The organism is Variovorax sp. F042 (genome assembly GCF_057814215.1).
The window spans coordinates 575,877-599,873 of sequence record NZ_JBVASX010000001.1 but is presented as its reverse complement, the minus strand read 5'-3'; the positions used below and the strand labels follow the sequence as shown (position 1 = coordinate 599,873).

21 protein-coding genes are annotated in these 23,997 nt (G+C 67.2%); 15 read left to right on the top strand and 6 right to left on the bottom strand.

The window, feature by feature from the left end:
- The first annotated feature begins 6 nt into the window (after positions 1–6).
- The 3 genes from ACZYSP_RS02885 (at position 7) to ACZYSP_RS02875 (ending at position 4,075) form a co-directional block, all read left to right on the top strand.
- A complete protein-coding gene (locus ACZYSP_RS02885) occupies positions 7–1,233 on the top strand; it encodes a YbfB/YjiJ family MFS transporter (RefSeq protein ID WP_489012946.1) in 1,227 nt (408 codons plus the stop codon).
- Positions 1,230–1,766, top strand: a complete 537-nt coding sequence (locus ACZYSP_RS02880) for a methylated-DNA--[protein]-cysteine S-methyltransferase (RefSeq protein WP_093074079.1) — start codon at positions 1,230–1,232, stop codon at positions 1,764–1,766. The genes ACZYSP_RS02885 and ACZYSP_RS02880 overlap by 4 nt, the downstream gene beginning before the upstream one ends.
- Before the next feature lie 86 nt (positions 1,767–1,852).
- The gene (locus ACZYSP_RS02875; RefSeq protein ID WP_093074081.1) at positions 1,853–4,075 is read left to right on the top strand and encodes a DNA/RNA non-specific endonuclease; all 2,223 of its coding nucleotides are present in this window, start codon (positions 1,853–1,855) and stop codon (positions 4,073–4,075) included.
- A 7-nt stretch (positions 4,076–4,082) separates the two neighbouring features.
- Here ACZYSP_RS02875 and ACZYSP_RS02870 read toward each other — a convergent pair whose 3' ends face one another.
- On the bottom strand, positions 4,083–5,318 hold the full coding sequence (locus tag ACZYSP_RS02870) for an MFS transporter (protein WP_093074083.1): 1,236 nt from the start codon (positions 5,316–5,318) through the stop codon (positions 4,083–4,085).
- Positions 5,319–5,375: 57 nt separating this feature from the next.
- Positions 5,376–6,314, bottom strand: coding sequence for a LysR family transcriptional regulator (locus ACZYSP_RS02865; RefSeq protein ID WP_093074085.1), 939 nt, complete (start codon positions 6,312–6,314; stop codon positions 5,376–5,378).
- Between the two features lie 112 nt (positions 6,315–6,426).
- On the opposite strand from ACZYSP_RS02865, the gene ACZYSP_RS02860 reads away from it, so the two are divergent.
- Complete coding sequence (locus ACZYSP_RS02860) at positions 6,427–7,284, top strand: NmrA family NAD(P)-binding protein (protein ID WP_354336238.1); 858 nt, start codon at positions 6,427–6,429, stop codon at positions 7,282–7,284.
- Between the two features lie 271 nt (positions 7,285–7,555).
- On the opposite strand, the gene ACZYSP_RS02855 is transcribed toward ACZYSP_RS02860, so the two are convergent.
- A complete protein-coding gene (locus ACZYSP_RS02855; RefSeq protein WP_093074087.1) occupies positions 7,556–8,443 on the bottom strand; it encodes a LysR substrate-binding domain-containing protein in 888 nt (295 codons plus the stop codon).
- A gap of 78 nt (positions 8,444–8,521) precedes the next feature.
- Here ACZYSP_RS02855 and ACZYSP_RS02850 point away from each other — a divergent pair, with 78 nt between their 5' ends.
- Both ACZYSP_RS02850 and ACZYSP_RS02845 read left to right on the top strand, forming a co-directional pair.
- Positions 8,522–9,688 (top strand): MFS transporter, encoded by a 1,167-nt coding sequence (locus ACZYSP_RS02850; RefSeq protein ID WP_093074089.1) that lies wholly within the window; start codon positions 8,522–8,524, stop codon positions 9,686–9,688.
- A gap of 32 nt (positions 9,689–9,720) precedes the next feature.
- Positions 9,721–10,344: a pyridoxamine 5'-phosphate oxidase family protein gene (locus ACZYSP_RS02845; RefSeq protein WP_093074091.1), complete on the top strand. Its 624-nt coding sequence runs from the start codon at positions 9,721–9,723 to the stop codon at positions 10,342–10,344.
- A 76-nt stretch (positions 10,345–10,420) separates the two neighbouring features.
- On the opposite strand, the gene ACZYSP_RS02840 is transcribed toward ACZYSP_RS02845, so the two are convergent.
- The 3 genes from ACZYSP_RS02840 to ACZYSP_RS02830 all read right to left on the bottom strand — a co-directional run bounded on the left by ACZYSP_RS02840 (position 10,421) and on the right by ACZYSP_RS02830 (position 13,975).
- Positions 10,421–10,582 (bottom strand): HHHH-motif protein, encoded by a 162-nt coding sequence (locus tag ACZYSP_RS02840; protein ID WP_165403270.1) that lies wholly within the window; start codon positions 10,580–10,582, stop codon positions 10,421–10,423.
- 159 nt (positions 10,583–10,741) lie between these two features.
- Positions 10,742–12,037, bottom strand: a complete 1,296-nt coding sequence (locus ACZYSP_RS02835) for an MFS transporter (RefSeq protein WP_093074093.1) — start codon at positions 12,035–12,037, stop codon at positions 10,742–10,744.
- Between the two features lie 75 nt (positions 12,038–12,112).
- A complete protein-coding gene (locus ACZYSP_RS02830) occupies positions 12,113–13,975 on the bottom strand; it encodes a M48 family metallopeptidase (protein WP_489012945.1) in 1,863 nt (620 codons plus the stop codon).
- A gap of 197 nt (positions 13,976–14,172) precedes the next feature.
- Here ACZYSP_RS02830 and ACZYSP_RS02825 point away from each other — a divergent pair, with 197 nt between their 5' ends.
- The 9 genes from ACZYSP_RS02825 to ACZYSP_RS02785 all read left to right on the top strand — a co-directional run bounded on the left by ACZYSP_RS02825 (position 14,173) and on the right by ACZYSP_RS02785 (position 23,986).
- The gene (locus tag ACZYSP_RS02825; protein ID WP_093074097.1) at positions 14,173–14,970 is read left to right on the top strand and encodes an SDR family NAD(P)-dependent oxidoreductase; all 798 of its coding nucleotides are present in this window, start codon (positions 14,173–14,175) and stop codon (positions 14,968–14,970) included.
- A gap of 13 nt (positions 14,971–14,983) precedes the next feature.
- The gene (locus ACZYSP_RS02820; RefSeq protein WP_093074099.1) at positions 14,984–15,844 is read left to right on the top strand and encodes a CmcJ/NvfI family oxidoreductase; all 861 of its coding nucleotides are present in this window, start codon (positions 14,984–14,986) and stop codon (positions 15,842–15,844) included.
- A 128-nt stretch (positions 15,845–15,972) separates the two neighbouring features.
- On the top strand, positions 15,973–17,196 hold the full coding sequence (locus ACZYSP_RS02815; RefSeq protein WP_177192712.1) for a multidrug effflux MFS transporter: 1,224 nt from the start codon (positions 15,973–15,975) through the stop codon (positions 17,194–17,196).
- A complete protein-coding gene (locus ACZYSP_RS02810) occupies positions 17,196–18,662 on the top strand; it encodes an MFS transporter (RefSeq protein WP_093074101.1) in 1,467 nt (488 codons plus the stop codon). Before ACZYSP_RS02815 ends, ACZYSP_RS02810 begins: the two co-directional genes overlap by 1 nt.
- Positions 18,663–18,682: 20 nt before the next feature.
- On the top strand, positions 18,683–19,327 hold the full coding sequence (locus ACZYSP_RS02805; protein ID WP_093074103.1) for a paraquat-inducible protein A: 645 nt from the start codon (positions 18,683–18,685) through the stop codon (positions 19,325–19,327).
- Positions 19,324–20,046: a paraquat-inducible protein A gene (locus ACZYSP_RS02800; protein WP_093074105.1), complete on the top strand. Its 723-nt coding sequence runs from the start codon at positions 19,324–19,326 to the stop codon at positions 20,044–20,046. The genes ACZYSP_RS02805 and ACZYSP_RS02800 overlap by 4 nt, the downstream gene beginning before the upstream one ends.
- Positions 20,043–21,692, top strand: a complete 1,650-nt coding sequence (locus ACZYSP_RS02795; RefSeq protein WP_489012944.1) for a PqiB family protein — start codon at positions 20,043–20,045, stop codon at positions 21,690–21,692. Before ACZYSP_RS02800 ends, ACZYSP_RS02795 begins: the two co-directional genes overlap by 4 nt.
- The gene (locus ACZYSP_RS02790) at positions 21,689–22,324 is read left to right on the top strand and encodes a PqiC family protein (RefSeq protein ID WP_093074109.1); all 636 of its coding nucleotides are present in this window, start codon (positions 21,689–21,691) and stop codon (positions 22,322–22,324) included. The genes ACZYSP_RS02795 and ACZYSP_RS02790 overlap by 4 nt, the downstream gene beginning before the upstream one ends.
- Positions 22,325–22,381: 57 nt before the next feature.
- Complete coding sequence (locus ACZYSP_RS02785; protein ID WP_093074111.1) at positions 22,382–23,986, top strand: MFS transporter; 1,605 nt, start codon at positions 22,382–22,384, stop codon at positions 23,984–23,986.
- Positions 23,987–23,997: the final 11 nt, after the last annotated feature.

Sequence of the window (23,997 nt, the reverse complement as noted above, 5' to 3'; positions counted from 1 at the left end):
GCTCCCATGTCGATAACGCTCACTTCTTCTGCCGCCCCTGCGCAGCCCACGCTGCGTCTTGCATTCGCGCTGTCGATGGGCGCGGCGGTTTCGCTCGGCATCACCCGCTTCGCATACGCATTGCTGCTGCCGCCCATGCGCGCGGACCTTGGCTGGAGCTATGCGCTGGCCGGCGGCATGAACACGGCGAATGCGGTCGGCTACCTGGTCGGTGCGCTGATCACGCCGATGCTGATGCGGCGCTTCGGCACGACGCGGCTGCTGGTGGTCGGGGCTGTGCTGGCCAGCGTGTTCATGGCGGGCAGCGGTTTCGTGACCGACGCGCCGGCCTTGCTGCTTCAGCGCCTGCTGGCCGGGGTGGCCAGCGCATGGGTGTTCGTGGCGGGCGGGTTGCTTGCAGCGCGGCTTGGCGAGGCAGGCTCATCACGTGGCGGACTGCTGCTTGGCATCTATTACGGCGGCACCGGCTTCGGCATCTTGTTGTCGGCGCTGCTCGTGCCGCAGGTGCTGCGGGCGGCATCAGGCGTGCCGCACGGATGGGCCTGGGCGTGGTGGGCGCTGGCGTTGGCAAGTGCAGCGGCCACCTGCCTGTTGGCCTGGGCTGGCCGCGCGATGCCTGACAGGCCAGCGCCAACGGCAGCCGCCGCTTCGACGGACGCTGCGCCGCCGGTCGCACTGCATCGCTTCGGCTGGGCGCTCGCCGGGTATGCCGTGTTCGGCATGGGCTACATCGGCTACATGACTTTCGTGATCGCGCTGCTGCGCGAGCAGGGGGCGAGCGCTTCTTTCGTCACGCTGTTCTATTCCTTGCTGGGCATTGCCTGCGTGGCGTCGTCGCGGCTGTGGGCCGGGCTGCTCGACCGCTACCGCGGCGGGCAGCCGCAGGCACTGCTGAACGGGCTGCTCGGCGTGGCGACGCTGCTGCTGGTGCTGAGTGCGTCGGCGCCGGTGGCGCTGGTTTCGGGCGTGCTGTTCGGTGGGGTGTTCCTGTCGGTGGTGGCTTCGACCACTGCGCTGGTGCGCCACAACCTGCCGCCGTCGCGCTGGGCGCAGGGCATCAGCATGTTCACCATCATTTTTGCGCTGGGGCAGATCGTCGGGCCGACTGTCACTGGATGGATTTCCGACGGCCCTGGTGGGCTGGCGCGGGGCCTGGTGGCTTCGGCAATGGCCCTTTGGCTCGGCGCTGTGCTTGCGTCGCGCCAGCATTCGCTGTCACAGGAGACGCCATGACGGGCTTTGCCTTGTTCGAAACTTCCATTGGCATGTGCGCCCTGGCATGGGGACCGCGCGGATTGGTCGGCGTGCAACTGCCCGCCGACAACGGCGAGGCAGCCACGCGTGCGCGCATGAAGCAACGCTTTCCGGACCTGAATGAAAGCCCGCCGAGCGAAGCAGCGCAACGCGCCATCACCGCCATCCAGGGCCTGCTGCAAGGCGTGCACGACGACCTGAGCCACATCGAGCTCGACATGCGTGGCGTGTCGGAATTTCACCAGCGCATCTACGCGATCGCGCGCCGCATTCCGCCGGGGCAGACGCGCACCTACGGCGAGATCGCCGAAGAGCTGGGCGACAAGGGCCTGTCGCGCGCCGTGGGTCAGGCCATGGGCCACAACCCGTTCGCGCCCGTAGTGCCTTGCCACCGCGTGCTGGCCGCGGGCAACAAGCCCGGCGGCTTCTCGGCCGGCGGCGGGGCGTTGACCAAGCTGCGCATGCTCGACATCGAGGACGCGCGGCCCAACGGGATGGCGTCGCTTTTCTAGTACGTACGGCATCCCTCGAATGGGGGATGTAGAAGCGTCGGCAAACACGCACAGTTGCAACCCTCACGGGACGAGGGAGGCGCGGCGTGCAACTCTGGCTTGAGCAAATCGAGAAGGCGCGGGAGCGAAGCGAAGGCATCGACCTGCGATCTCTTGCCGACTATGCGAGAGACAAGACCCCGCGCGAACTGAGCACGCCGAAGCAGCTCGATGACCGCAGGAGCTTCTTGCGTGAAAGCCTGGGCGACGATGAAAAATCTGCCGTCGCGTATGAGCGAATCATCTCCGGCAGCGAGATACAGGACGTCAACTACCTGGCTCGTGGCGCGCGAGCCGCAAAGGCGGTCAGTCGCATCCTGATCAGGGACACGGCAGGGCGGCTTGTGGCTTACGGCACCGGATTCCTGATAGCGCCGAACGTGCTCATCACGAACAACCACGTTCTGCCATCCATCGAGTCCTGTCGCCGCTCGGAAGCCCAGTTCGAATTCGAACTCGACATCGACGGCGCCGTACTCAACCCCACTACCTACAGCCTTCAGGCGCAGGAACTCTTCTTCACTTCGAAAGACCTCGACTTCACCGTCGTGGCCGTCACCTCCAGTTCGACAGTGGGAGATGGCCAGCTCGAACACTATGGGTTCCTGCCGCTCGTAGGTGCCACCGGCAAGGCATCGGACGGTGAGTGGCTCACCATCATCCAGCACCCCAACGGCGACCGCAAACAGGTGTGCGTGCGCGAGAACAAGCTTCTCAAGCGCACGGACGACGTGCTCTGGTATTCGACCGACACGCTCGGGGGATCTTCAGGCTCCCCGGTTTTCAGCAACGACTGGTATGTCGTAGCGCTCCACCACAGCGGCGTACCGGATGAAAGAGATGGCCGTACGCAAACCATCTCAGGCCGCGACTACGACCCCGCAAAAGACGGCGAGCAGGACATCAAGTGGATTGCCAACGAGGGCATCCGCGTTTCCCGCATCGTCGAGACGCTTCATGCAGCCCTTCCCGCGCATCCGTTGCTCCAGCCGGTCTTCGGTGCCACGCCGGAAAACTCGCGGCTGATGCTTCCTTCCGTCGACCTGCTGCAGTCAACGGCGACCCATGCTGCCGGGAGCTTGCCGCTTCCCGGTCCACTCATTCAACAAACCCCAACCCGGAAGACGACCATGAACGACATGCAATCTGGTGGAAGAAGGACCCTCACGGTGACGCTCGGCATCGAATCGGATGGAAGCGTCTCCGTCCTCCGATCCGGTCCCGCCGCCCGCGAGTCGCAGAGCGTTTTCGAAGAAGCCGCACGTGCCAAGGCGAAGAAACCAGCCCCCGCCATCGACGTGCCCTTCAATGCGAAGTACGATGATCGCAAAGGCTTCGAAGCCGGGTTCCTCGCGCCGGGCAAGCCCGAGATGTCGGTGCATCTGCCGCTGCTTGGCAAGGCTCTTGCGAAGGAGACGGTAGAACTGGTCGACGGCCCCCCGGGCGAGAACGTGCTGAACTATCACGGCTACAGCCTCGTGATGCACAAGGCGAGGCGGCTGGCTCTCTACTCGGCAGCCAACGTCGACTTCAGCGGCCGGTTCGAACTGGCCCGGCCGGCGGACGTGTGGAGGCAGGACCCGCGGATTCCCGCAAGCGCACAGCTGACCAACTTCTACTACGAGAACAACCAGTTCGACCGTGGCCATCTGACGCGCCGCGAGGACATGGAATACGGAGCAACCCGGCTGGCCGCGCTCACCACTGCGGCAGATACCTGCCATTGGAGCAACTGCACGCCACAGCATTCCAAGTTCAATCAGAACAAGGAGCTCTGGCAGGGCATCGAACGCCACATCTTCGAGGACGCGATCAAGCTCGACAAGTTCAGGGCGCAGGTCATCACGGGCCCCATCCTCGAAGAAAGCGACCCGGTCTGGGACAAGTACCCGAAGATCCAGTATCCGGTTCGCTTCTGGAAAGTCGTCGCGGCGATCACGGCTAGCGGCAAGCTGTTTGCCACGGCCTACATCCTCGATCAGTCCGGTGTGATCGAGGAATTTGGCATCGAGGCTGCACGCGAGATTCCTTTCGACGCCTACAAGACCTTCCAGGTCCAGATCAATGAAGTCGAGCGGCTCACCGGGCTCAGCTTCACGGGCGGTCCGGTCAGGAGGGTGTTCTCGCTTTCCACTGTCGATCCGCTCGCCAAGAAGCCTGTAAGAAAGCCCACCAGAGTTCGTGCGCAGGAGTCCGCTCTGGTTGACGTACCGGATGGCTGGCTGCCGCTCGATTCTCTGGAGTCGATGGTGCTTCCCGACCTGGAATAAACGAAGCTCAGGTGGCCGGCACAGGCAACCGGTGCAGCCCCGCGATGCGCGACGCGAAGATGATCGCGGCCTGCAGAACGAACCCGGCCAGCGCCAGCAGCAGGCACGCCGGCTCGCCCCAGGCCCCACCAACCAGGCCGCCGAGCGCCGCGCCGATGGGCCGCGCTCCCGCATTGATCGTGAGGAACACGGCCGACACCCGGCCCAGCATGGTCGAAGCCGTCACGCTCTGGCGTAGCGTGGTCGAGGTGATGACCCAGACCATCGGCCCTGCGCCGAACAGGAAGAACGAGAGCGCGGCCAGCGCGGCGGTCGGCACCAGGAGCGTGGCTGCCATCGTCGCTGCTGCAACAACTGCGACCGCGGGACCGACCTGGATCGCGCGGCCGAAGGGCAGGCGCGCCACAACGCGCGGCGTGAGCAGCGCGCCAACGACCATGCCCGCGCCGTACATCGCCAGCGTGAAGCCGACCGCCTGCGCGCCGAGGCCGAGCACCCGCACTGCATAGGGCACATACCCGGCCTGCAGCACGAACCATGAGATGTTGAACACCGCGCCGGTCATCAGCATCGGGCGCAGCATGTCGTGCTGCCAGACAAAGCGCGCGCCGTCGCGCACTTCGAGCAGTGGATGCCGTCCGGAAGCGGGGGCGCGCGGTGCTTCGGTCAATCGCAGCAGCAGGCCCACGGCCGCCACCGACAGCACTGCTGCCAGCACGAACGCAGCAGGAGCGCCGGCCCACGCCACCAGTGCACCCGCGAGTGCGGGACCGGCGGTGAACGCGGCACTGCGCGCCAGTTCGAGTCGCCCGTTGGCCGTTGCCAGCGCTTCGCGAGGCACGAGCGCCGGCACCAGCGCGGGCGCCGCGACGCTGAAGCCCACGGTGCCGACAGCACCCAGGAAACCGAGTACCGCCAACCAGCCGACGCTGAGCTTCGACGCGAACACCATCGCCAGCAGCACCAGCAGCGAGACCGCTCGCAGCCCCTCGGCCCAAACCATCAGCTGTCGCCGCGACATGCGGTCCGCGAGCAGGCCCATGGGCATCGAGACCAGCAGGAAGGGCAGCGTCTGCACCGCCGCGAGAAAACCGATTTCGCCAGGCCCTGCGCCGAGTGCCAGCACGGCGACCAGCGGCACGGCCGCAAGGCTCAGTTGCTCGGCGGACTGCGCGGCGAGGTTGGACCACGCGAGGTTCAGGAAGGAACGGGGGAGCGGTGTTGTGAGTGTTGTATGGGTCATGCCCTCATCGTGCGATCGGAGGGCTCATGTCGCTGGCCGTTTCCGGACGCGCGAGCATCAGCGCCGCGGCTTCGGCTTCGATGCAGGCGAAGGCGCGGGCGCGACGACCTCCATCACGAAATCGATGAACGCACGTACCTTCGCGGCCGGCAGGTGGCGCGACGGATAGAGCGCATAGAGCGGAAGCCGCTCATCGGGCCAATCAGGAAACAGATCGACCAGCTCGCCGCCGTCGAGCTGCGGCTGAATGCCCACGGCCTTGATCTGCGCCACACAGATGCCGGCGAGCACCGTCTCCAGCACGGTGCCCGGGTCGGTGAGCAGCAGTCGTCCGGTGGCTGGCACCTTCACGAGTTTGCGGCCGCGCTGGAACTCCCACGTATAGGGCTGCCCCGTGGCCGGGTTGCGCACCTGCAGGCAGGCATGGCCGACGAGGTCTGCCGGCTTGGCAGGGTGGCCGTGCCGCGCCAGGTAGGCCGGCGTGGCCACGGTGACCACGCGCGAGTCCATCAGCTTGCGGGCCACCAGTGACGACGACGGCGGCTCGCCGAAGCGCACGGCGATGTCGAAGCCCTCGGCCACCAGGTCGCCGAGCTGGTCGCGGGCGATCAGCTCCAGCGTGAGCTCGGGGTACAGCGCAAGAAAGCGCGGCAGGTGCCGCGCCAGCAGCAGGCGAGAGGTGAATGCGTCGGTGTTGACGCGCAGGCGCCCGCGCACCGCGCCGGATGCGCCCGAAGCGATCGTCACCGCGTCCTCGATGCCGAGCACCAGCGGATTGATGTTGGCGTAGAGCAGCCGGCCCTCGTCGGTGAGGTTCAGCGAGCGGGTCGTGCGGTCGAACAGCCGCACGCCGATGCGGCCCTCGAGCCGGGCAATGGCGCGGCTCACACCGGAGGGCGTGAGGCCGAGTGCGTTGGCGGCGCTGGCGAAGCTGCCGCCTTCGACCACGGCGGCCAGCACGCTGACGTTGGAGAGAAGGCGTCCGTCGAGAGTCATTTTCTTATTCGTGATCAGTTGTCATGAATGATATGCCTTGAGGTCGCTTTACTCAAAGATGGAGCGTTTCTACGATTCGCTCCATCGCAATCAAGTGAAGAAAGAAAGTCTCATGTACGCAATTACCGGAATCACGGGTCAAGTGGGCGGCGCCGTCGCGCGCGCTTTGCTGGCCGAGGGCAAGCCCGTTCGCGCGGTCGTCCGCGACGAAGCCAAGGGCCGTGCCTGGGCGGAGCTCGGCTGCGAGGTCGCCATCGCAGCGATGGACGATGCCGCGGCATTGGCGCGGGCCTTCGCGGGTACGGCCGGCGTCTTCGTGCTGCCGCCGCCGAACTTCGACCCCGAGCCGGGTTTTCCTGAGGCTAGGGCCGAGAACGCCGCGGTGCGCCAGGCGCTCGACACCGCCCGGCCGCCGCGCGTGGTGTGCCTGTCGACCGTCGGCGCACAGGCCGCGCAACCCAATCTGCTGAGCCAGCGCACGTTGATGGAAGAAGCGCTTCGCACGCTGCCGTTTCCGGTCACGTTCCTGCGGCCGGCGTGGTTCCTTGAGAACCTGCGCTGGGACATTACTCAGGCCCGCGAGCAGGGTGTGCTGTCGAGCTACCTGCAGCCGCTGGAGCGGGCCGTGCCGATGGTGGCCACGGCCGATGTGGGCAGCGTTGCCGCCGAACTCCTTGTGCAAGAAGGCGAGGCGCCGCGCATCGTCGAACTCGAAGGCCCCGAGCGGCTGACGCAGCACGCGATTGCAGCTGCGCTCTCGCAGGTGCTGGGACGTCCGGTGCATGCGGAGGTGGTGCCGCGTGAGACCTGGGGCGCGATCTTCCGCGCACAGGGCATGCGCGACCCGGTACCGCGCATCCAGATGCTCGACGGCTTCAACGAAGGATGGATTCGCTTCGAGGGAAGCGATGCGAGCGTGCGCAGGGGCAAGGTGGGCGTGTCGGAGGTGATTCGCTCGCTCGTCGGCTGATTGGCTAGGGCCTGTTCACACTATTTCCGGGGTCGCGTTGGTGGGCCAAGGGGCTGGATGCAAGGCGCACGGGCGCAGCAAGGCTGAAGCCTTGCAAGCGCGGGCAACGCCGCAGACAGCTCCTTGGCCCGCCAACCCTGCGGGAAGGTCAGCCAGCGAGGGCCACTCGGCGTTGCGTTCCTTGCGCGTGCGCATGCACGCGCGGCGTCACGCGCCTTGATTGGCCCTCGCTGGCTGACCTTCGCGACCCCGGAAATAGTGTGAACAGGCCCTAGGCGCTCCCGGCCTGCATTTCCTCGAACCACTCGGCCACGTACGCCGCCTCCGGTGCGGCGTCGGGCGCCAGGCCGTAGTAATAGCGCTCCAGCGTCATGCGTAGCGCAGGCAGCGGCGATTGCAGGCGGCCCGAGGCCAGGTCGTGCGACACCAGCGAGGTCGGCGCCAGCGCAACGCCCAGTCCGTCGACCGCGGCCTGGAGTACGAAATGCAGGTGGTCGAACTGCAGCCGGCCCGCCGGACGGGTGCGCGGGGCGCCGACCTGCTTCTTCCAGGCGTCCCAGTCGTCCTTGCGCGTCTTGGCCGACAGCAGCACGTGCGAGGCGAGGGCGCGCAGGTCGGGCAACGGATGCGTCTCGAACAACGCGGGCGCGCCGACCACCAGCACCTCGTCTTCGAGAAAGGGCTGCACTTCGATCGAAGGCGGCCAGCCGTCTAGCCCGCGGCGCACCGCGATGTCGAAGCTGTCGATGGCCTGTTCAGGCATGACGGTACTGGTGACAACCTGCGGCTCGATGTCGGGATAGCGCTCGACGAAGGAAGGCAGGCGCGGAATGAGCCAGCGCACCGCGAAAGAAGGGCGCACGTTGATCCGCACCGCCCGGGCGGGCCCCTGCAATTGCAGCGAGCGCGCCGCCGCGCCGATCTGCGCAAGCGCCGGCTCCACCTCCGCGAAGAACTGCTGTCCCTCGGCAGTCAGCACGACCTGGCGGATGCGCCGTTCGAACAGCGCGACGCCAAGGAACTCTTCCAGGCTCTTGATCTGCCGGCTCACCGCGCTGTGCGTGACATGCAGTTCGAGCGCTGCGCGAGTGAAGCTGAGGTGGCGCGCCGCGGCGGCAAAGGCCCGCACGGCGTTGAGGGGAGGCTCTCGAAGCGGCATGCGTGCGATTTTCTCACGCATGGCGGGCGTTAATGTCGTTTGTCGGGGTGGCATGTGGCGGCGCACCATCAGGGCTCGATGTCACGCATACCCCTCGCTTCCAACCCCATCCCCACTGACCTGAATTCCCGCCACGCGGCGATGGCGCTCGGTCTTTCGCTGCCGGCCGACGTCGTGCTCTACCTGCTGCTGCCGATGTATGCCAGCGAGTTCGGCGTGACGCTGGCCGAGGCCGGCATGCTGCTCGCGGCCAACCGGCTGGTGCGCATTGCCGGCTATGGATTCGTTGCACGCTTCTACGCCCGCAACGGCGACCGGCTGACCTGCACCATCGCCGTCCTGGCAGCGGCAGTGTGCGGACTCGGCTACGCCACGCTCTCGGGCTTCTGGGCGCTGCTGCCGCTGCGGCTGATGTGGGGCCTGTGCTTCGCGGCGCTGAACCTGTCGACACAGGCGCTGGCCACGGTCGACCCGGTGGGTGCGGCTCGGCGCAACGGGCGCTCGCGGGCCTTCATCGCGGTGGGGCCGGTGCTGGCGCTGCCGCTGGGTGCGCTGCTGGCGCACTGGAGCGGACCGCGCACGATCTTCGGCATCCTCGCGGTGTTTTCGCTGCTTGCGTGGTTCGTTACTCGGCGGCTGCCGGCGGCGCCGCACCCCGTGGCCAAGCCGAAGCGGCGCTTCAGCCGGCCCAACAGCCTGGACAGCTGGTCGTTCATGGAAGGGCTGACGCTCGACGGGCTCTTCATCGTCGGCCTCTCGTACCTCGGCAAGGACCTGCTGCCGGGTGGCGCGGTGATCGTGGCCGGCGTGCTGATGGCGCTGCGCTACCTGGCGGAGATTTTGCTGAGCCCGGTCGGCGGCCACATGGCCGAGCGCTTCGGCGCCGAGCGTTTGCTGGTGGGCCTGTCGCTCGTCACGGCCATTGCGCTCGTGGGCTTCGGCCTTGGCTGGCTGTGGAGCTGCGCGGCGCTGATCGTGGTGCTGCGCGCCTTGCAACTGCCCTTGCTGCCGCCCATCGTGGCCCGGCGCACGCCCGGTCCGGAGCGCGTGCAGGCGCTGGCCGCGCGCTCGGTGTGGCGCGACATCGGCGCCGGCACCGGGCCGCTGATCGCGGGCCTGCTGCTGCCGGTTGCGTCACCGCCTTGGATCTACGGCGTGGCTGCAGCGCTTCTTGCGCTGGCGGCGCTGGCCTGCGGCTGGAGCGCGTCATCGCCCGCGGCCGATGCTGCGCGCACGGCCGGCTGAACCGTCACACTCTTTACTCAGGAATCATCGCCATGACCACGACACCGCACGCCATCGACACCGTGACGAAGCTCGAAGCCCTGTTCGGCGAAGCCGGCGAGGCCTCGCTCAAGAAAGAGGTTCCGTACCTGCACCCGGCCTACCAGGCGCTGATTGCCGCGTCGCCCTTTGCCGTGCTCGCCACCACCGGCCCCGGCGGCCTCGACGCCTCGCCGCGCGGCGATCCGCCGGGCTTTGTCGTTGTGCAGGACGAGAAGACGCTGCTCATGCCCGAGCGCCGCGGCAACAACCGCATCGACAGCCTGCGCAACATCGTGGCCGACCCGCGCGTGGCGCTGCTGTTCCTCATTCCCGGGGTGGGCGAGACGCTGAGGGTGAACGGCAGGGCGCACATCACGGTCGAGCCAGCGCTGCTCGAACGCCTCGCAATGGACGGCAAGCCGCCGCAATGCGTGATCCGGATCACCGTCGACACGGTGTTCTTCCAGTGCGCCCGGGCTATCCAGCGCTCGAAGCTGTGGGCGCCGGTGCCGCCGGATGCGAAGCGCGAGGTGCCGACGCCGGGGGCGATTCTTTCGGCGCTGACCGCGTCGGAGTTCGATGGGGAGGCGTATGACCGGGAGCTGCCGGCGCGGCAGCGGGCGACGCTGTATTGACTTGAAAGCCTGTTTCAGTCGCCCATGAAAAAAGCCCGCATCAGCGGGCTTTTTCAAGCGGTTTGCACCGGGGGAATCAACGCACCCAGTGGCAAACACGGTGGTGATGACGCGCGTCCCACTTGCACACCTTGTGCTTCTTGGGGTGGTACGGCGCGGCCGAGGCGATGCTCGGTGCCAGCATGGCAAGGCCGGCGAACGCGAGGATGCTGGAGAGGATGAGCTGCTTGGTCTTCATGGGGTTCTTTCTAAGCAAAGACATCGATCAAAGGAATGCGTCGTTCAACGGGCGCCCTTGCAGAACGCCCTGGCGCCACATTTAGATGACATTTGGTAGCGGTTGTGGCGTGAAAAATTGCACGGGGAGCAGGGCCGGGGGCGTTGGGGCTAACCCGAATCAGGCCCGCCCAGGCGCCGCCTGCTCGGTGCGCGAGTCGTGCCCGATGATCAGCACCAGCCCGAACGCCACCGCCGACAGCAGCGCCAGGAAGATCACGGCGTAGATGTCGTTGCCCATCCGGTCCTTCAGCGCGCCGAAGATCGTCGGGCCGATGTAGCCGCCCAGGTTGCCGATGGAGTTGATCCACGCAATGCCCGCCGCGGCCGCGGTGCCGCTCAGGATGGCGGTGGGCAGCGTCCAGAAGGTGGGCAGTGCGCTGAAGATACCGAAGGCGGCCAGCGTCACGGCGGCCATCTTCGGGATGGGCGCGCTGGTCTGGGCGGCCAGCACCAGGCCGATGAAGATGCAAGCCAGCGGAATCAGCAGGAACCACTTGCGCTCCTTGCGCGCGTCCGACGCTCGCGTCCAGAACAGCATCGCGATGGCGCCCACCAGGTAAGGAAAGGCGTTGATGAAGCCGATCTCCACGTTGCTCAGCCCGCCGAAGCCCTTGATGATCTGCGGCAGGAAGAAGCTCAGGCCGTACAGCGGCACGGTGATGCCCATGTAGACAAAGCCCAGCCCGATCACGCGCGGGTTCAGCAGCGACTGCTTCCACGAGATCTTGTTGATCGACTCGCGGTTGCGGCGCTCCGAGTCGAGCGTCTGCTCCAGCCAGCTGCGCTCTTCGGTGGTGAGCCACTTGGCGTCCTTCGGGCCGTCGGGCAGGTACATCAGCACGAAGAAGGTAAGGATCAGCGAGGGAATCGCCTCGAGGATGAACAGCCACTGCCAGCCGTGCATGCCGCCGACGCCGTCCATGTTGAGGATGTAGCCCGAGATAGGCGAGCCGATGACGGTCGAGATGGGAATGGCGAACATGAACCAGCCCACGATGCGCGCGCGGTACGCCGCCGGAAACCACAGCGTGATGTAGAAGATCACGCCCGGGAAGAACCCCGCCTCGGCAATGCCCAAGAGGAACCGCACTATGTTGAAGCTGGTCGAGCCGCCCACCCAGGCCTGGGCCGCCGAGAGGATGCCCCAGCTGAACATGATGCGGGCGATCCAGCGGCGCGCACCGAAGCGCTCCAGCGCCATGTTGCTCGGCACCTCGAACAGGAAGTAGGCAAGAAAGAAGATGCCGGCGGCGCTGCCGAACACGGCGGCGGTGAAGCCCAGGTCCTTGGACATGGCCGCGCCGGCAAAGCCGAGGTTCACGCGGTCGAGGTAGGCGATGAAGTAGCTGACCATGAGCAGCGGCAGGAGCCGCCAGCTGATCTTGGAGATGGTTCTTTGTTCGATGGGGTTCACGGTTGGTTGTCTCCGGTGTTGGATGGTTTTATGGAGCTTGTCGGGAAAGGGGAGGGGCGGCGGTGCCGCCGGGTGTCATGACTGTTGTTGTTGCCGTTGTTGTTGTGCCCTCATGATCTGGTGCCGTTGCCAGTAGTGCCCGACGGCGGCCTTGAAGTTTTCTTTCTGCTTGCCAAGGCCCGCGAGCTTCACCTTGGTGGTGCGCGCGCCCAGCATGCCCTTGTCGTGGTGGGTGACGATGAGGGTGTCGCCGAAGCTGCTGTCCTTGTAGGTCAGGCCCTTGACTTCGTCCCACCCGATCGTCGAGCCTCCATCGGCACCGGGGTGCAAGCCGGCGTAAGTGATGTCGATGCGCTCGCCGCTCTTCAGCGCGAAGCTCACCGGCGGAAAGTGCCGCAGCACCACTGCGCGCTCTTCCTCGGTGGCCGGCTCGTAGCGGTAGGCCAGGCTCAGCTCGTGGTTCTGCACGAAGCGCTGCTCGTACTCGCTCCACAGGCGCTGCTCGATGGCGGAGGCGGTTTCGATGTCGTCGGCCCATGAAGCCTCAGGTGCGGTCGCGACGATGGCGCCGTAGGCGCTCTCGGGCACGTGATGGCCGACGTTGCGCATGCGCTCCAGCAGCGGCGGATGACTATCGTAGGGATGCGGCACGTCGGCCGTTTTCATCGCCTCGATGAACACGTCTGAGCTTGCATAGGGCGGCAGGCCATCCGCGACGAAGCGGGCGATGCCCAGCGCGCCGTCATGCTCGCGGTTCTGCGCGAACAGCTTGCGCTCGACGTCGTTGCGGTAGCTCGCGTAGGCCGAGATCTTGATGAGCGATTGCACGATGGCGTGCGGCGCAGTGAGGCCGGCGGCCACGCGGTCGGCCTTGTATTCGCGCTCGCGGCTGTCGCGCGCCAGGGCGAACGAGAAGATCATGCGGTACAGCCGTAGCAGGTAGTGCGCAACGATGGTGAGGCCGCCACTGCGCATCTTCCAGGTGTACTGGTCGAACTGCAGCAGCTTGGGGCCGAGCGCCGCGCTGCTGCGGGTGTCGCCGCCGCCCAGGTGGGCCAGTTCGTGCGCGAGCACTGCATCAGCTTCGGTCTGGTCGAGCACGCGCAGCAGCGGAAGGCTGACGAACAGCGTGCGACCTTGAAAGGTACGGCCCTTGACCTCGCACGGTGCTTCGGTCACGAAGAAGTTGGTGTCGATGCCGGCCACGATCTGGTCTGGCGGCGTGGTCTTCACGCGGCCAGCCAACTGCCGGATGCGCTCCCACAGGCGCGGCGCGTCGGCCTGCGAGATCAGCTCGCCCTCGATCTCGTTGCCCCAGGGCAGCTTCTTGAACAGCGTGTAGATCGCATAGAACACCGCGGCCCCGGCCGCGATGCCCGCCAGCGCGATCAGCTTGACGTAGTAGCTCTGCCAGAAGTACGCCGTGAGCCAGAACGACAGCCACACCAGCATCGCGCTTTGCAGCACGACCTCGACCGCGCTCGACACCGTCATGAGCCGCCAGCCGGCGACGAAGCTGGCATAGCGCATGCCGCGGTTGGCAAAGGCCAGCGCGCCCAGCACCAGTGCCGCCGCGAGCAGAGCGGCGCCGAGCACGATGGTCCAGATGGCGGCGCGGTCGGCCCAGTGGAACTGCCACTGCATGGAGTAGGGGCTGCACACCTTGTCGTGGAAGTTCTTGTCTTCCGGCGCAGTGGCGTCGCAGGCCTTGGAGAGCGGATGGCTGCGGTAGAACTCGGTGGCCTCGGTCTTGTCCGCGGACGACAGGCGGGCGTCGCCGGCGATGCGCTTTTCTATGGCCTGCAGGAATTCCGCATCCTGCGAACGCAGTGCGTATTCGGTGAAGACCAGTGTCGCCGCCGGAATGGCGAACAGCGACACGAGCGTGAGAAGAAACACGCGCAAGAGGTCGGCATGGATCGTGCGTGCGAGGGCCATGGGTGCTGCTCCTGGATAGCGATTGCTGTGAGTTGTTGTAGACGGTCCGGGAAGGCGATAGGGTAGCGGGCGCGGCGCGTGCAGTGAAGCCCGGTGCAACGTCAAGCAGAGCCGCGCACCGACCTGCTGCCGAATAAGGTTATCCCTTTTGCATCGTTCCGAGGCCCGGGGTGCAGGTATAGCCTTCGTGCTCATTCATGACTGTCACCTCCGTCACTCCATCTCCGTCGTCGTCTGGTTCAGGGCCATCGCCCGTTGCATGGATCGCCGGTGTCGGCGCCAGCGCGGGCCTGGGTGCGGCACTTGCGCGGCGTTTCGCGGCCGAAGGCTTCATCGTTGCGCTGACCGGCCGCACGCAGGCCCAGCTCGATGCGGTGGCCGGCGAAATCGTTGCGGCCGGCGGTCGGGCTCATGCCTTTGCGGGCGACGTGGCGAGCGAGGCCGAGATGCACGGTATTGCGCAGAAGGCGAGGGCGCTGGGCCCGCTCACCGTGGCCGTCTTCAATGCCGCGAGCGGGGTGCGCGCGCCAACGCTGGAGCTGTCGGTCGACCAGTTCACGCAGGCCTGGCGCACCAGCGCGCTGGGCGGCTTCATCTTCGGGCATGAGGCGCTGCGCGGCCTGCTGGCCAATTCCTTCGAGGCAGCCGGGGCGCACGCACGCGGCACCTTGCTGTTCACCGGCGCCACCGCGGCGCTGCGCGGCAAGCCGCCGTTCGCGGCCTTCGCTGCGGCCAAGGCTGCGTTGCGTTCTCTGAGCCAGAGCCTGGCGCGCGAATTCGGCCCGCAGGGCATTCATGTGGCGCATGTGGTGATCGATGGCGGCATCGACGGCGAGCGCCTGCGCAACAACGCGCCGCAGCGCGTGGAACAAGCCGGCGACGACGGCCTGTTGCAGCTCGAAGCCATCGCCGAAAGTTACTGGCAGCTGCATGTGCAGCACCGCAGCGCATGGACGCAGGAACTCGACCTGCGGCCGTTCAAGGAACCGTTTTGAGGAGTCACGCCACATGAGCGTCGGATCGAATGGACAGATGCTTGCCGCCACGCTGCCCTCGGTGGAAGCAGAACTCAACTACCTGAAGGCGGGCCAGGGCCGGCCCGTGAGCTACACCTTCGAGCCGCCGCCCGGCACGCCGTGGGTAACCGGCGAACTGGAGTCGCGCCGCGTGACGATCCGCGACGGCCGCCCGCTGGTGGCGCTGAACGAACTGACGCTCGACCGCAGCGGCTTCACGCAGATTTCGCATCGCAGCGTGCTCGCCGATTTTTCGCAGGACGCCACGATCCGCGACATCTACTACCGTGAAGCCGAAGCCCTGCTGCGCGACGTCACGGGCGCCGAGAAGATCGTGGTGTTCGACCACACGCTGCGCGACAGCGCGCAGGGTTCGCGCCGCACGGCCGAGCTGCGCGAGCCGGTGCGCCGCGTGCACAACGACCAGACTTTCGTCTCCGCGCCGCGCCGGGTGCACGCCCACCTGCCGCCCGAAGAAGCCGAGGAACGCTTGAAGCACCGCTTCGCGATCATCAACCTGTGGCGCCCGCTGGCCACCGTGGAGCGCCTGCCGCTCGCACTGTGCGATGCGCGTTCCATCTCGCCCAAGGACCTCGTGCCCAGCGACCTGGTCTACCCCGACAAGGTGGGCGAGACCTATTCGTTCACCTGGAACCCGGAGCACCGCTGGTACTGGTTCCCGCGGATGCGGCCCGACGAGGCCCTGCTGCTGAAGATCTACGACTCGCGCGAAGACGGTGTGGCGCGCTACACCGCGCATACCGCGTTCGAAGACCCGACAGGTTCGCGCGAGGCGCCGCCACGGCGCAGCATCGAACTGCGCGCGCTGGTGTTCTGGCCCGCCGGCAAATAAGTTGAAACTGTTCTTCCGAACAAAGTTCTACAACCTCTCGCCCGCGCGATTCTTTGCCCTGAATTAGCACCAGCCGGGCGCTGACCCCACGCCTGCACCGATCACCGCCCTTGGCGACAATCGGTTCAATGCGTTCTTCCCCCTTCTTCAAGATGGCCCTGCTGCTGGGCCTGCTTTCGGCCATCGGGCCTTTCGCCATCGACATGTACCTGCCGGCGCTGCCGGCCATCGGACAGAGCCTGCACGCCGACATTGGCGCGGTGCAGATGAGCCTCACGGCGTTCTTCCTGTCGCTCGGTGCGGGTCAGCTGCTCTATGGGCCGATCTCCGACATGGTGGGCCGCAAGCCGCCGCTGTATGCGGGACTGCTGCTGTTCGCGCTCGCCAGCGTGGGCTGCGCGATGGCTACCGACATCCAGACGCTGATCGTGCTGCGCTTCGTCCAGGGCCTGGGCGCAGCGGCCGGCATGGCGATTCCGCGCGCCGTGGTGCGCGACCTGCACACCGGCACCGATGCCGCGCGGCTGATGTCGCTGCTGATGTTGGTGTTCAGCGTGTCGCCGATCCTTGCGCCGCTTGCGGGCAGTGCGGTAATCGCGGTTGCCGGATGGCGCGGCGTGTTCTGGGCGGTGACCATCGCGGCCGTGGCGGGCCTGGCGATGATGGTCAAGCTGCTCGATGAAACGCGTCCAGCCTCGGAACGCGTCGAAAGCAGCCTCGGCAGCGCGCTGTCGGCCTACTGGCTGCTGTTGCGCGACAAGCATTACCTCGGGCTGGTGTTCATCGGCAGCTTCGCAATGGCGGGCTTTTTCACCTACCTGGCGAATTCGTCGTTCGTGATGATCGACCACTATGGCCTGTCGCCCGCGCTCTACAGCGTGGCCTTCGGAGTGAACGCGGCGGCCTTCATCGCGGCCTCGCAGTTCACCGGCTCGCTGGGCGAACGTTACGGGCTGGTCACCCTCGTCAAGTTCGGCGTGGTGTGCTGCGGCGTGGCAATGGTCGCGATGTTCGTCTACTTCGCGATGGGCGGCGACAACATCTGGGTGCTCATCGTCCTGTACTTCATCGCCTCGGGCTTCATGGGACTGGTGATTCCGACCACCGGCGTGCTGGCGCTCGAAATGCACGGCGCCATCGCGGGTACGGCCTCGGCGCTGCTGGGCACGCTGCAGATGCTGACGGGCGCACTGGCAATGGCGGTGGTGGGTCTCTTCACCGACGGCCGGCCGCTGCCAATGGTGGCCGGCATGGCCGGCGGCGCACTCATTGCGCTGGTGCTGACCTGGCTCACGCTGGGCGGCGTGCGTTCCGGGCCCACTGAAAAAACAGGAAGGGCGCAGCAAGCCTGATGAACACGGTACACGCAGGCACCGGGCTCCCGGTGGCCGAAGAAGACAGCAACAACGCAGCCCGCAAGCCCATCGACGGGCTGGCCCAGCCGGAGCGCGGCTGGGCGATGCTGGTCATCATCCTCGGGCTGATCGTGGCGGTGCTCGACGGCACCATCGTCAACCTGGCGCTGCCGGGCATCGCCCGTGAGCTGCAGGCCAGCCCGTCGCAGGCGATCTGGGTGGTCAATGCGTACCAGATCGCCACGCTGGTGATGCTGCTGCCGCTGGCTTCGCTGGGCGATCTCGTGGGCTACCGGCGCGTGTACTTGGTCGGGATGGCGGTGTTCACGTTGTCGTCGCTGGCCGCCACCTTTGCGAATTCGCTCGGCACGCTGATCGCGGCGCGCGCCTTCCAGGGGCTGGGCGCGGCCGGCATCATGAGCGTGAACGCGGCGCTGGTGCGGCTGACGTATCCGTCGGCTCAGCTGGGCAAGGGCATGGCCATCAACTCGCTGGTGGTGGCCACATCGTCGGTGGCCGGGCCTTCGGTGGCGGCGGCCATTTTGTCGGTGGCATCGTGGCCCTGGCTCTTCGCCATCAACGTGCCGCTGGGCCTTGTCACCTTCGCGCTGGGCATGAAGGCGCTGCCGTTCAATCGCGTGGCACCGGCGGCCGGACTGCGCTTCTCGCCGATCGACGTGGCGCTCAACGTGCTGATGTTCTCGCTGGTGTTCCTGGGCGTCGACCGGCTCGGCGTGCGCGAAGGAGCGGTGCAGGGCGCCACTGGTTCACACGCTTCGGCGTGGGGCATCCTGCTGGCGGGCTTGGTCGTCGGCTTTATCTACCTGCAGCGCCAGCGCAAGCAGGCGGTGCCGTTGTTCCCCATCGACCTGCTGCGCATTCCGGTGTTCGCACTGTCGATGGGTACTTCGGTCGCCGCGTTCTGCGCGCAGATGCTGGCCTACATCGCGCTGCCGTTCCTGCTGCTCGACGTGTACGGCCGCAGCCACATCGAGGCCGGGTTGCTGATCACGGCGTGGCCGCTGGCCATCGTGGTGATGGCGCCCATCGCCGGCCGGCTGATCGGCCGCTACCCCGACGGGCTGCTGGGCGGCATCGGGCTGGGCCTGCTGGCCACGGGCCTGGCGCTGCTGGCGGCGCTGCCGGCAAATCCGGGCAATGCCGACATCGCGTGGCGCATGGCGCTGTGCGGGCTGGGCTTCGGGCTGTTCCAGTCGCCCAACAACCACACCATCGTGACTTCGCCGCCGGCGCACCGCAGCGGTGCGGCCAGCGGCATGCTCGGCACGGCGCGGCTGACCGGCCAGACGCTGGGCGCCGTGGTGCTGGCGGGCGTTTTCAGTGTCTGGAGCCCGCACGGAGGCCACGGCCCCGTGGTGGCGCTGGTGCTGGCGGCCAGCTGTGCCGCGGTGGCAGCGGTTTTCAGCACGCTGCGGCTCAAGACGACAAGTCCTGGCGGCTGAATGAGTTAGGGTACTCACCTATGAAGGAAGTACCTGACACCGTGGTCTGCCCGGGTTGCGATGCGGTCTACAGCCGTGCGCCCCTGCATCCCCGCGACGTGGCGCACTGTCCGCGCTGCGGCACAGAGCTCGGCCGGCACCCCGGCCAGCAGGAGCGCCGCATCCTTCCGCTGACGGTGGCCTGCCTGATCATGTTCGCCATTGCGAACCTGTTTCCCATCGTCGAGATCGAGCTCCAGGGCCTGCGCAGCCAGACCACGCTGGCCGGCGCGGTGATAGCGCTCAGCGCCGAGGGCATGTCGGTGGTGGCGCTGCTGGTGCTGGCCACGACCATTCTTTTTCCCTTTCTGCAGCTGTGCATCCTCGCGTACCTGCTGATTCCGCTGAGCCGCGAGCACCGGCCCGTGGGCTTCGCGCTGCTGGTGCGGGCCATGCAGTCGCTGCGGCCCTGGGGAATGATCGAAGTGTTCCTGCTCGGGGTGCTGGTGGCCATCGTCAAGCTGTCCAGCATGGCAAGTGTGGTGCCGGGGCCGGCGCTGTGGGCCTTCATGGCGCTGACGGTCATGCTGACGGCTGTGCTGTCGTTCAACCCGGGCGCGTTCTGGGAAATGACCTTCCGCCCGAAGGACGAACCCAAGACTGAAGAAGACGGGGCGTCGGCATGAAGCTGCCTGCCTTCCTCGAGCGGCACGAACATCACGACGAAGACGCGCCGGTTCCCACCGCCGCCTCGCTTGGCCTCATGGCCTGCCCGCATTGCGCCGCCGTCTGGAAAGACGCCGGGGAAGGCGACGCCTGCGGCCGCTGTGGCACGCACCTGCACACCCGCAAGCGGCAGAGCCTGAACCGCACATGGGCCTTCCTCATAGCGGCCTGCATGATGTATATACCGGCCAACCTGCTGCCGGTGATGATCACGCGCACGCTGTTCGGCGCGCAGTACGACACCATCCTGAGCGGGGTGATCTATTTCTGGGTGTCGGGCGCCTACGGGCTGGCGGCCATCGTCTTCATTGCGAGCTTTCTGGTGCCGCTGTTCAAGCTGGCGGTGCTTTTCTTGCTCGTGGTGCTGGCGCAGCGCGGCAGCACCTGGCGCCGGCGGGAGCGGGCCAAGCTGTATCACATCATCGAAGTGATCGGCCGCTGGTCGATGCTCGACGTGTTCGTGGTGTCGCTGCTGACCGGGCTGGTGCAGATCCAGGGCTTCGCGGTCATCACCGCGGGCGTGGGCATCGCGGCCTTCGGGTCGGTGGTGGTGCTGACCATGCTGGCTTCGCTGAGCTTCGACCCGAAGCTCACGTGGGACAGCAGGGAGGCGCAGGCCACCCTGCAGGAGAACGAAGTTGCGCAGGGACATGAAAACAGGGGCGAGAAACCAGCATGAGTGAAGAAGACCAACTCCAGGACAAACCGGCGCCGTCCGCACAGCCCCCGCTGCCGAAGCCGCGCGTGGTGCGCCGGCGCGAATGGCTGCCCTCGCTGATCTGGCTGATTCCCATCGTGGCAGCGCTGGTCGGCATTACGCTCGTGGCCCGCATCCTGCTGGAGCGCGGCCCCGAAGTGGTGCTGACCTTCAAGACCGCCGAAGGCCTGGAGGCAGGCAAGACCGCCGTCAAGTACAAGGACGTGCAGATCGGCCTCGTCACCCATCTTCGGCTGGCGCGCGACCGCTCGCACGTGCGCGTGCTGGTGCAGTTCAACAAGGAGGCCGAGAGCTTCACTGCCTCGGACTCGCGCTTCTGGGTGGTTCGGCCACGGCTCGACACATCGGGCATCTCGGGCCTCAACACCTTGCTGTCGGGCGCCTACATCGGCGCCGACGCGGGCGTGTCGAAGGACACCGCGGGCGAGTTCACCGGGCTCGAAACCCCGCCCATCGTCACGCGCGACGACTCCGGCAAGCAGTTTCTGCTGCGCGCCAACGACGTGGGCTCGCTCGACGTTGGCTCGCCGGTGTACTTCCGGCGCGTCAAGGTCGGGCAGGTGGCCGCCTACGAACTCGACGGCGACGGGCGCGGCGTGACCATGCGCGTCTTCGTCAATTCGCCCTACGACAAGTTCGTGGGCATGAACACGCGCTTCTGGCAGGCCAGCGGCATCGACGCGCAGTTGAGCGCCAGCGGCTTCACGCTGCGCACGCAGTCGCTGGCAACCATCCTGCTCGGCGGCATCGCCTTCCAGGCGCCCGACGATGCGATGGGCCCGGTCGCCAAGGAGAACGCTGCCTTCACGCTGGCACAGGACGAAGCCGCCGCCATGAAGGAGCCCGACGGGCCTTCGCAAACCCTACTGATGTACTTCAACCAGTCGCTGCGCGGCCTCACACCGGGCGCGCCGGTGGACTTCCGCGGCGTGGTGATCGGCGAGGTCAAGTCGATCGGCGTCGAGTTCGACCGCGCCGAGCGCGAGTTCCGCATGCCGGTGCTGGTGCAGGTCTACCCCGATCGCCTGCGCCGCCGCGCCGGTGAAAGCGGCGTTGAATCTCGTGCTACGCAGCAGGAGCGGCTGCGCTTCCTGGCCGAGAAGGGCCTGCGCGCCCAGTTGCGCAACGGCAACCTGCTGACCGGCCAGGTGTATGTGGCGCTCGACTTCTTCCCGAAGGCGCCGCCGGCAAAGATCGACCTGAACAAGAGCCCGATCGAGCTGCCCACAGTGGCCAACAGCCTCGACGAGATCCAGTCGCAGGTGCAGGAAATCGCGACCAAGCTCAACAAGGTGCCGTACGAGCAGATTGCAGGCGACCTGCGCACCACGCTCGCCACGCTCAACAAGACGCTGACGGCCACCGAGCAGACGGTGACCCGCATCAACAGCGACGTCACCCCCGAGCTGGCCGCGGCCATGAAGGACGTGCGCAAGACCGTGAACAGTGCCGAGCGAACGCTGGCCGACGATTCGCCGCTGCAGCAGGACATGCGCCAGACGCTGCGGGAGCTGACGCGCGCCGCGGGTTCGGTGCGCGTGCTGACCGACTACCTCGAACGCCACCCCGAGTCGCTGCTGCGCGGCAAACCGGACGACAAGAAATGAAGAAGAACCACCACCTCGCATTCGTGGCGGCGGCAGCGCTGTCCGTGCTTGCAGCAGGCTGCGCGAGCAAGCCCGACAACTACTACACGCTGGCGAGTCCGGTGGCGGCCGCCGAAGCCGCGCCCTCGACGCTCGGCAGTGCCGCGCCGCTGTACATCGAGCTCGCGCCCGTGGCCGTGCCCGAGCGCTTCGCGCGGCCGCAGATGGTGGTGCGCCAGCCCAACGGCAGCGTGCAGGTCGAGGTGCTGGAGCAGCACCGCTGGGCGGCGTCGTTCGAGAACGAGTTGCGCGATGCGCTGGCCAGCGGCATCGCCGGGCGGCTGGGTGCGCTCGACGTGACCAAGGGCGGCCGGCAGAGCTCGCAGCCGGTGTGGCGCATCGCGGTGCAGCTGCAGCAGTTCGACGCGGTCGATGGCGGGCGTGTCGATGCGAGCTTCAACTGGACGCTGCGGCGCTCGGACGAGGCGCGCACGGTGGTGTGCCAGCTGAACCTCGGCGAGGCCGTGGGCAGCGGGATGGACGCGGTGGCGCAAGGGGCGCAGCGCGTGACCTCGGCGGCCGCCGCGGCGATGGCGCGCAGCGTGAGTGCGGCGCGCGCGAATCCCGCCGCGACCGCCTGCACGACGACCTGATCAATCTTCCCCCGGTGGGGAAGGAGCAAGACGGAATCCCATAAGAAGGAGACCCCCATGGCACAGATCGGCAAGGCGCCCAGCGACCACACGCTGATCCTGCATGGCGCCCGTGCGGAAGAGGGGGCCTGTCCCGAGGCCTCCAAGCCATGGGTGCTGGCCGCGGCCGTCGTGGGTTCGAGCATGGCCTTCATCGACGGCACGGTGGTCAACGTGGCACTGCCGGCCATCCAGGCCGACCTGCTCGCCACGGCCTTCCAGGCGCAATGGGTGGTCGAGTCTTATGCCTTGCTGCTGGCGGCGCTGTTGCTCGTAGGCGGCGCGCTCGGCGATCACTATGGCCGGCGGCGCATCTTCGCGATCGGCGTCGGCATCTTCGCCTTGTCGTCGGTGGCCTGCGGGCTTGCGGCCAACGTGCAGCAGCTCATTGCCGCGCGCGCGGTGCAGGGCATCGGCGGTGCGCTGCTGGTGCCGGGCAGCCTCGCGCTCATCAGCGCGGCCTTTCCCGAGAAAGAGCGTGGCAAGGCCATCGGCACGTGGTCGGGCTTCAGCGGCATCACCGCGGCCGTGGGGCCGGTGCTGGGCGGTTTCCTGGTCGATCACTTCTCGTGGACCTGGGCTTTTCTCATCAACGTGCCGATGGCACTGCTGGTGCTGTGGATCGTCTGGCGCCACGTGCCCGAGAGCCGAGGCGCATCGGCCAGCGGCGGGCTCGACGTGTGGGGCGCGCTGCTGGCAACGGCCGGTCTCGGCGGCATCGTCTACGCCTTCATCGAGGCGCCGACGCAGGGCTGGGGTTCGCGGGCCGTGATCGCGGCGCTGGTCATCGGCGTGCTGGGCAGCGTGGGTTTCATCGCAGTCGAGCGCAAGGTGCGAACGCCGATGCTGCCGCTGGGGCTGCTGCGCATCGGCAACTTCAGCGGAGCCAATCTGCTGACGCTGCTGCTCTATGCGGCACTGGGCGGCGGGCTCTATTTCTTTCCGCTCAACCTGATCCAGGTGCAGGGCTACTCGGCCACCGTGGCAGGCGCGGCGCTGCTGCCGTTCATCTTCATCATGTTCGCGCTTTCCGGCTGGGCCGGGCAACTGGTCGACCGCTTCGGGCCGCGCATGCCGCTCGTCATCGGGCCCTCGATTGCGGCGGTGGGCTTTGCGTTGTTCGCGCTACCGGGCGTGGGGGCGAGTTACTGGAGCGGCTTTCTGCCGGCCGTGGTGGTGCTGGGCTTCGGCATGACGGTGACGGTGGCGCCGCTGACGACCACGGTCATGAATGCGGTCGGGCCCGACCTGGCGGGCGTGGCCTCTGGCGTGAACAACGCCGTGTCGCGCGCGGCGGCGGTGTTGGCGATTGCCGTGTTCGGCGCGATCATGGCCTGGGCCTTCGACGCGGCGCTGGCGAACAACCTGCGCGAGATGGGCGCCTCGGCGCAGGTGTCGGCTTTTCTGGAAGGCGAGCGCAGCAAGCTGGCCGGCGCGGCGCTGCCGCCGGGCGTGGATGCCGCCACGGCGGCAGCCGTCAAGCGGGCCGTGGCCGAATCTTTCGTGGCGGGCTTTCGCTGGGTGATGCTGTTGAGCGCCGGGCTGGCCGTGCTGAGTGCGGTGAGCGCGTGGCTGATGATCCGGGGCACTCCCGCCGCAGGAGGTTCGGACAGCAAGAGCTAAGGAGACAAGTC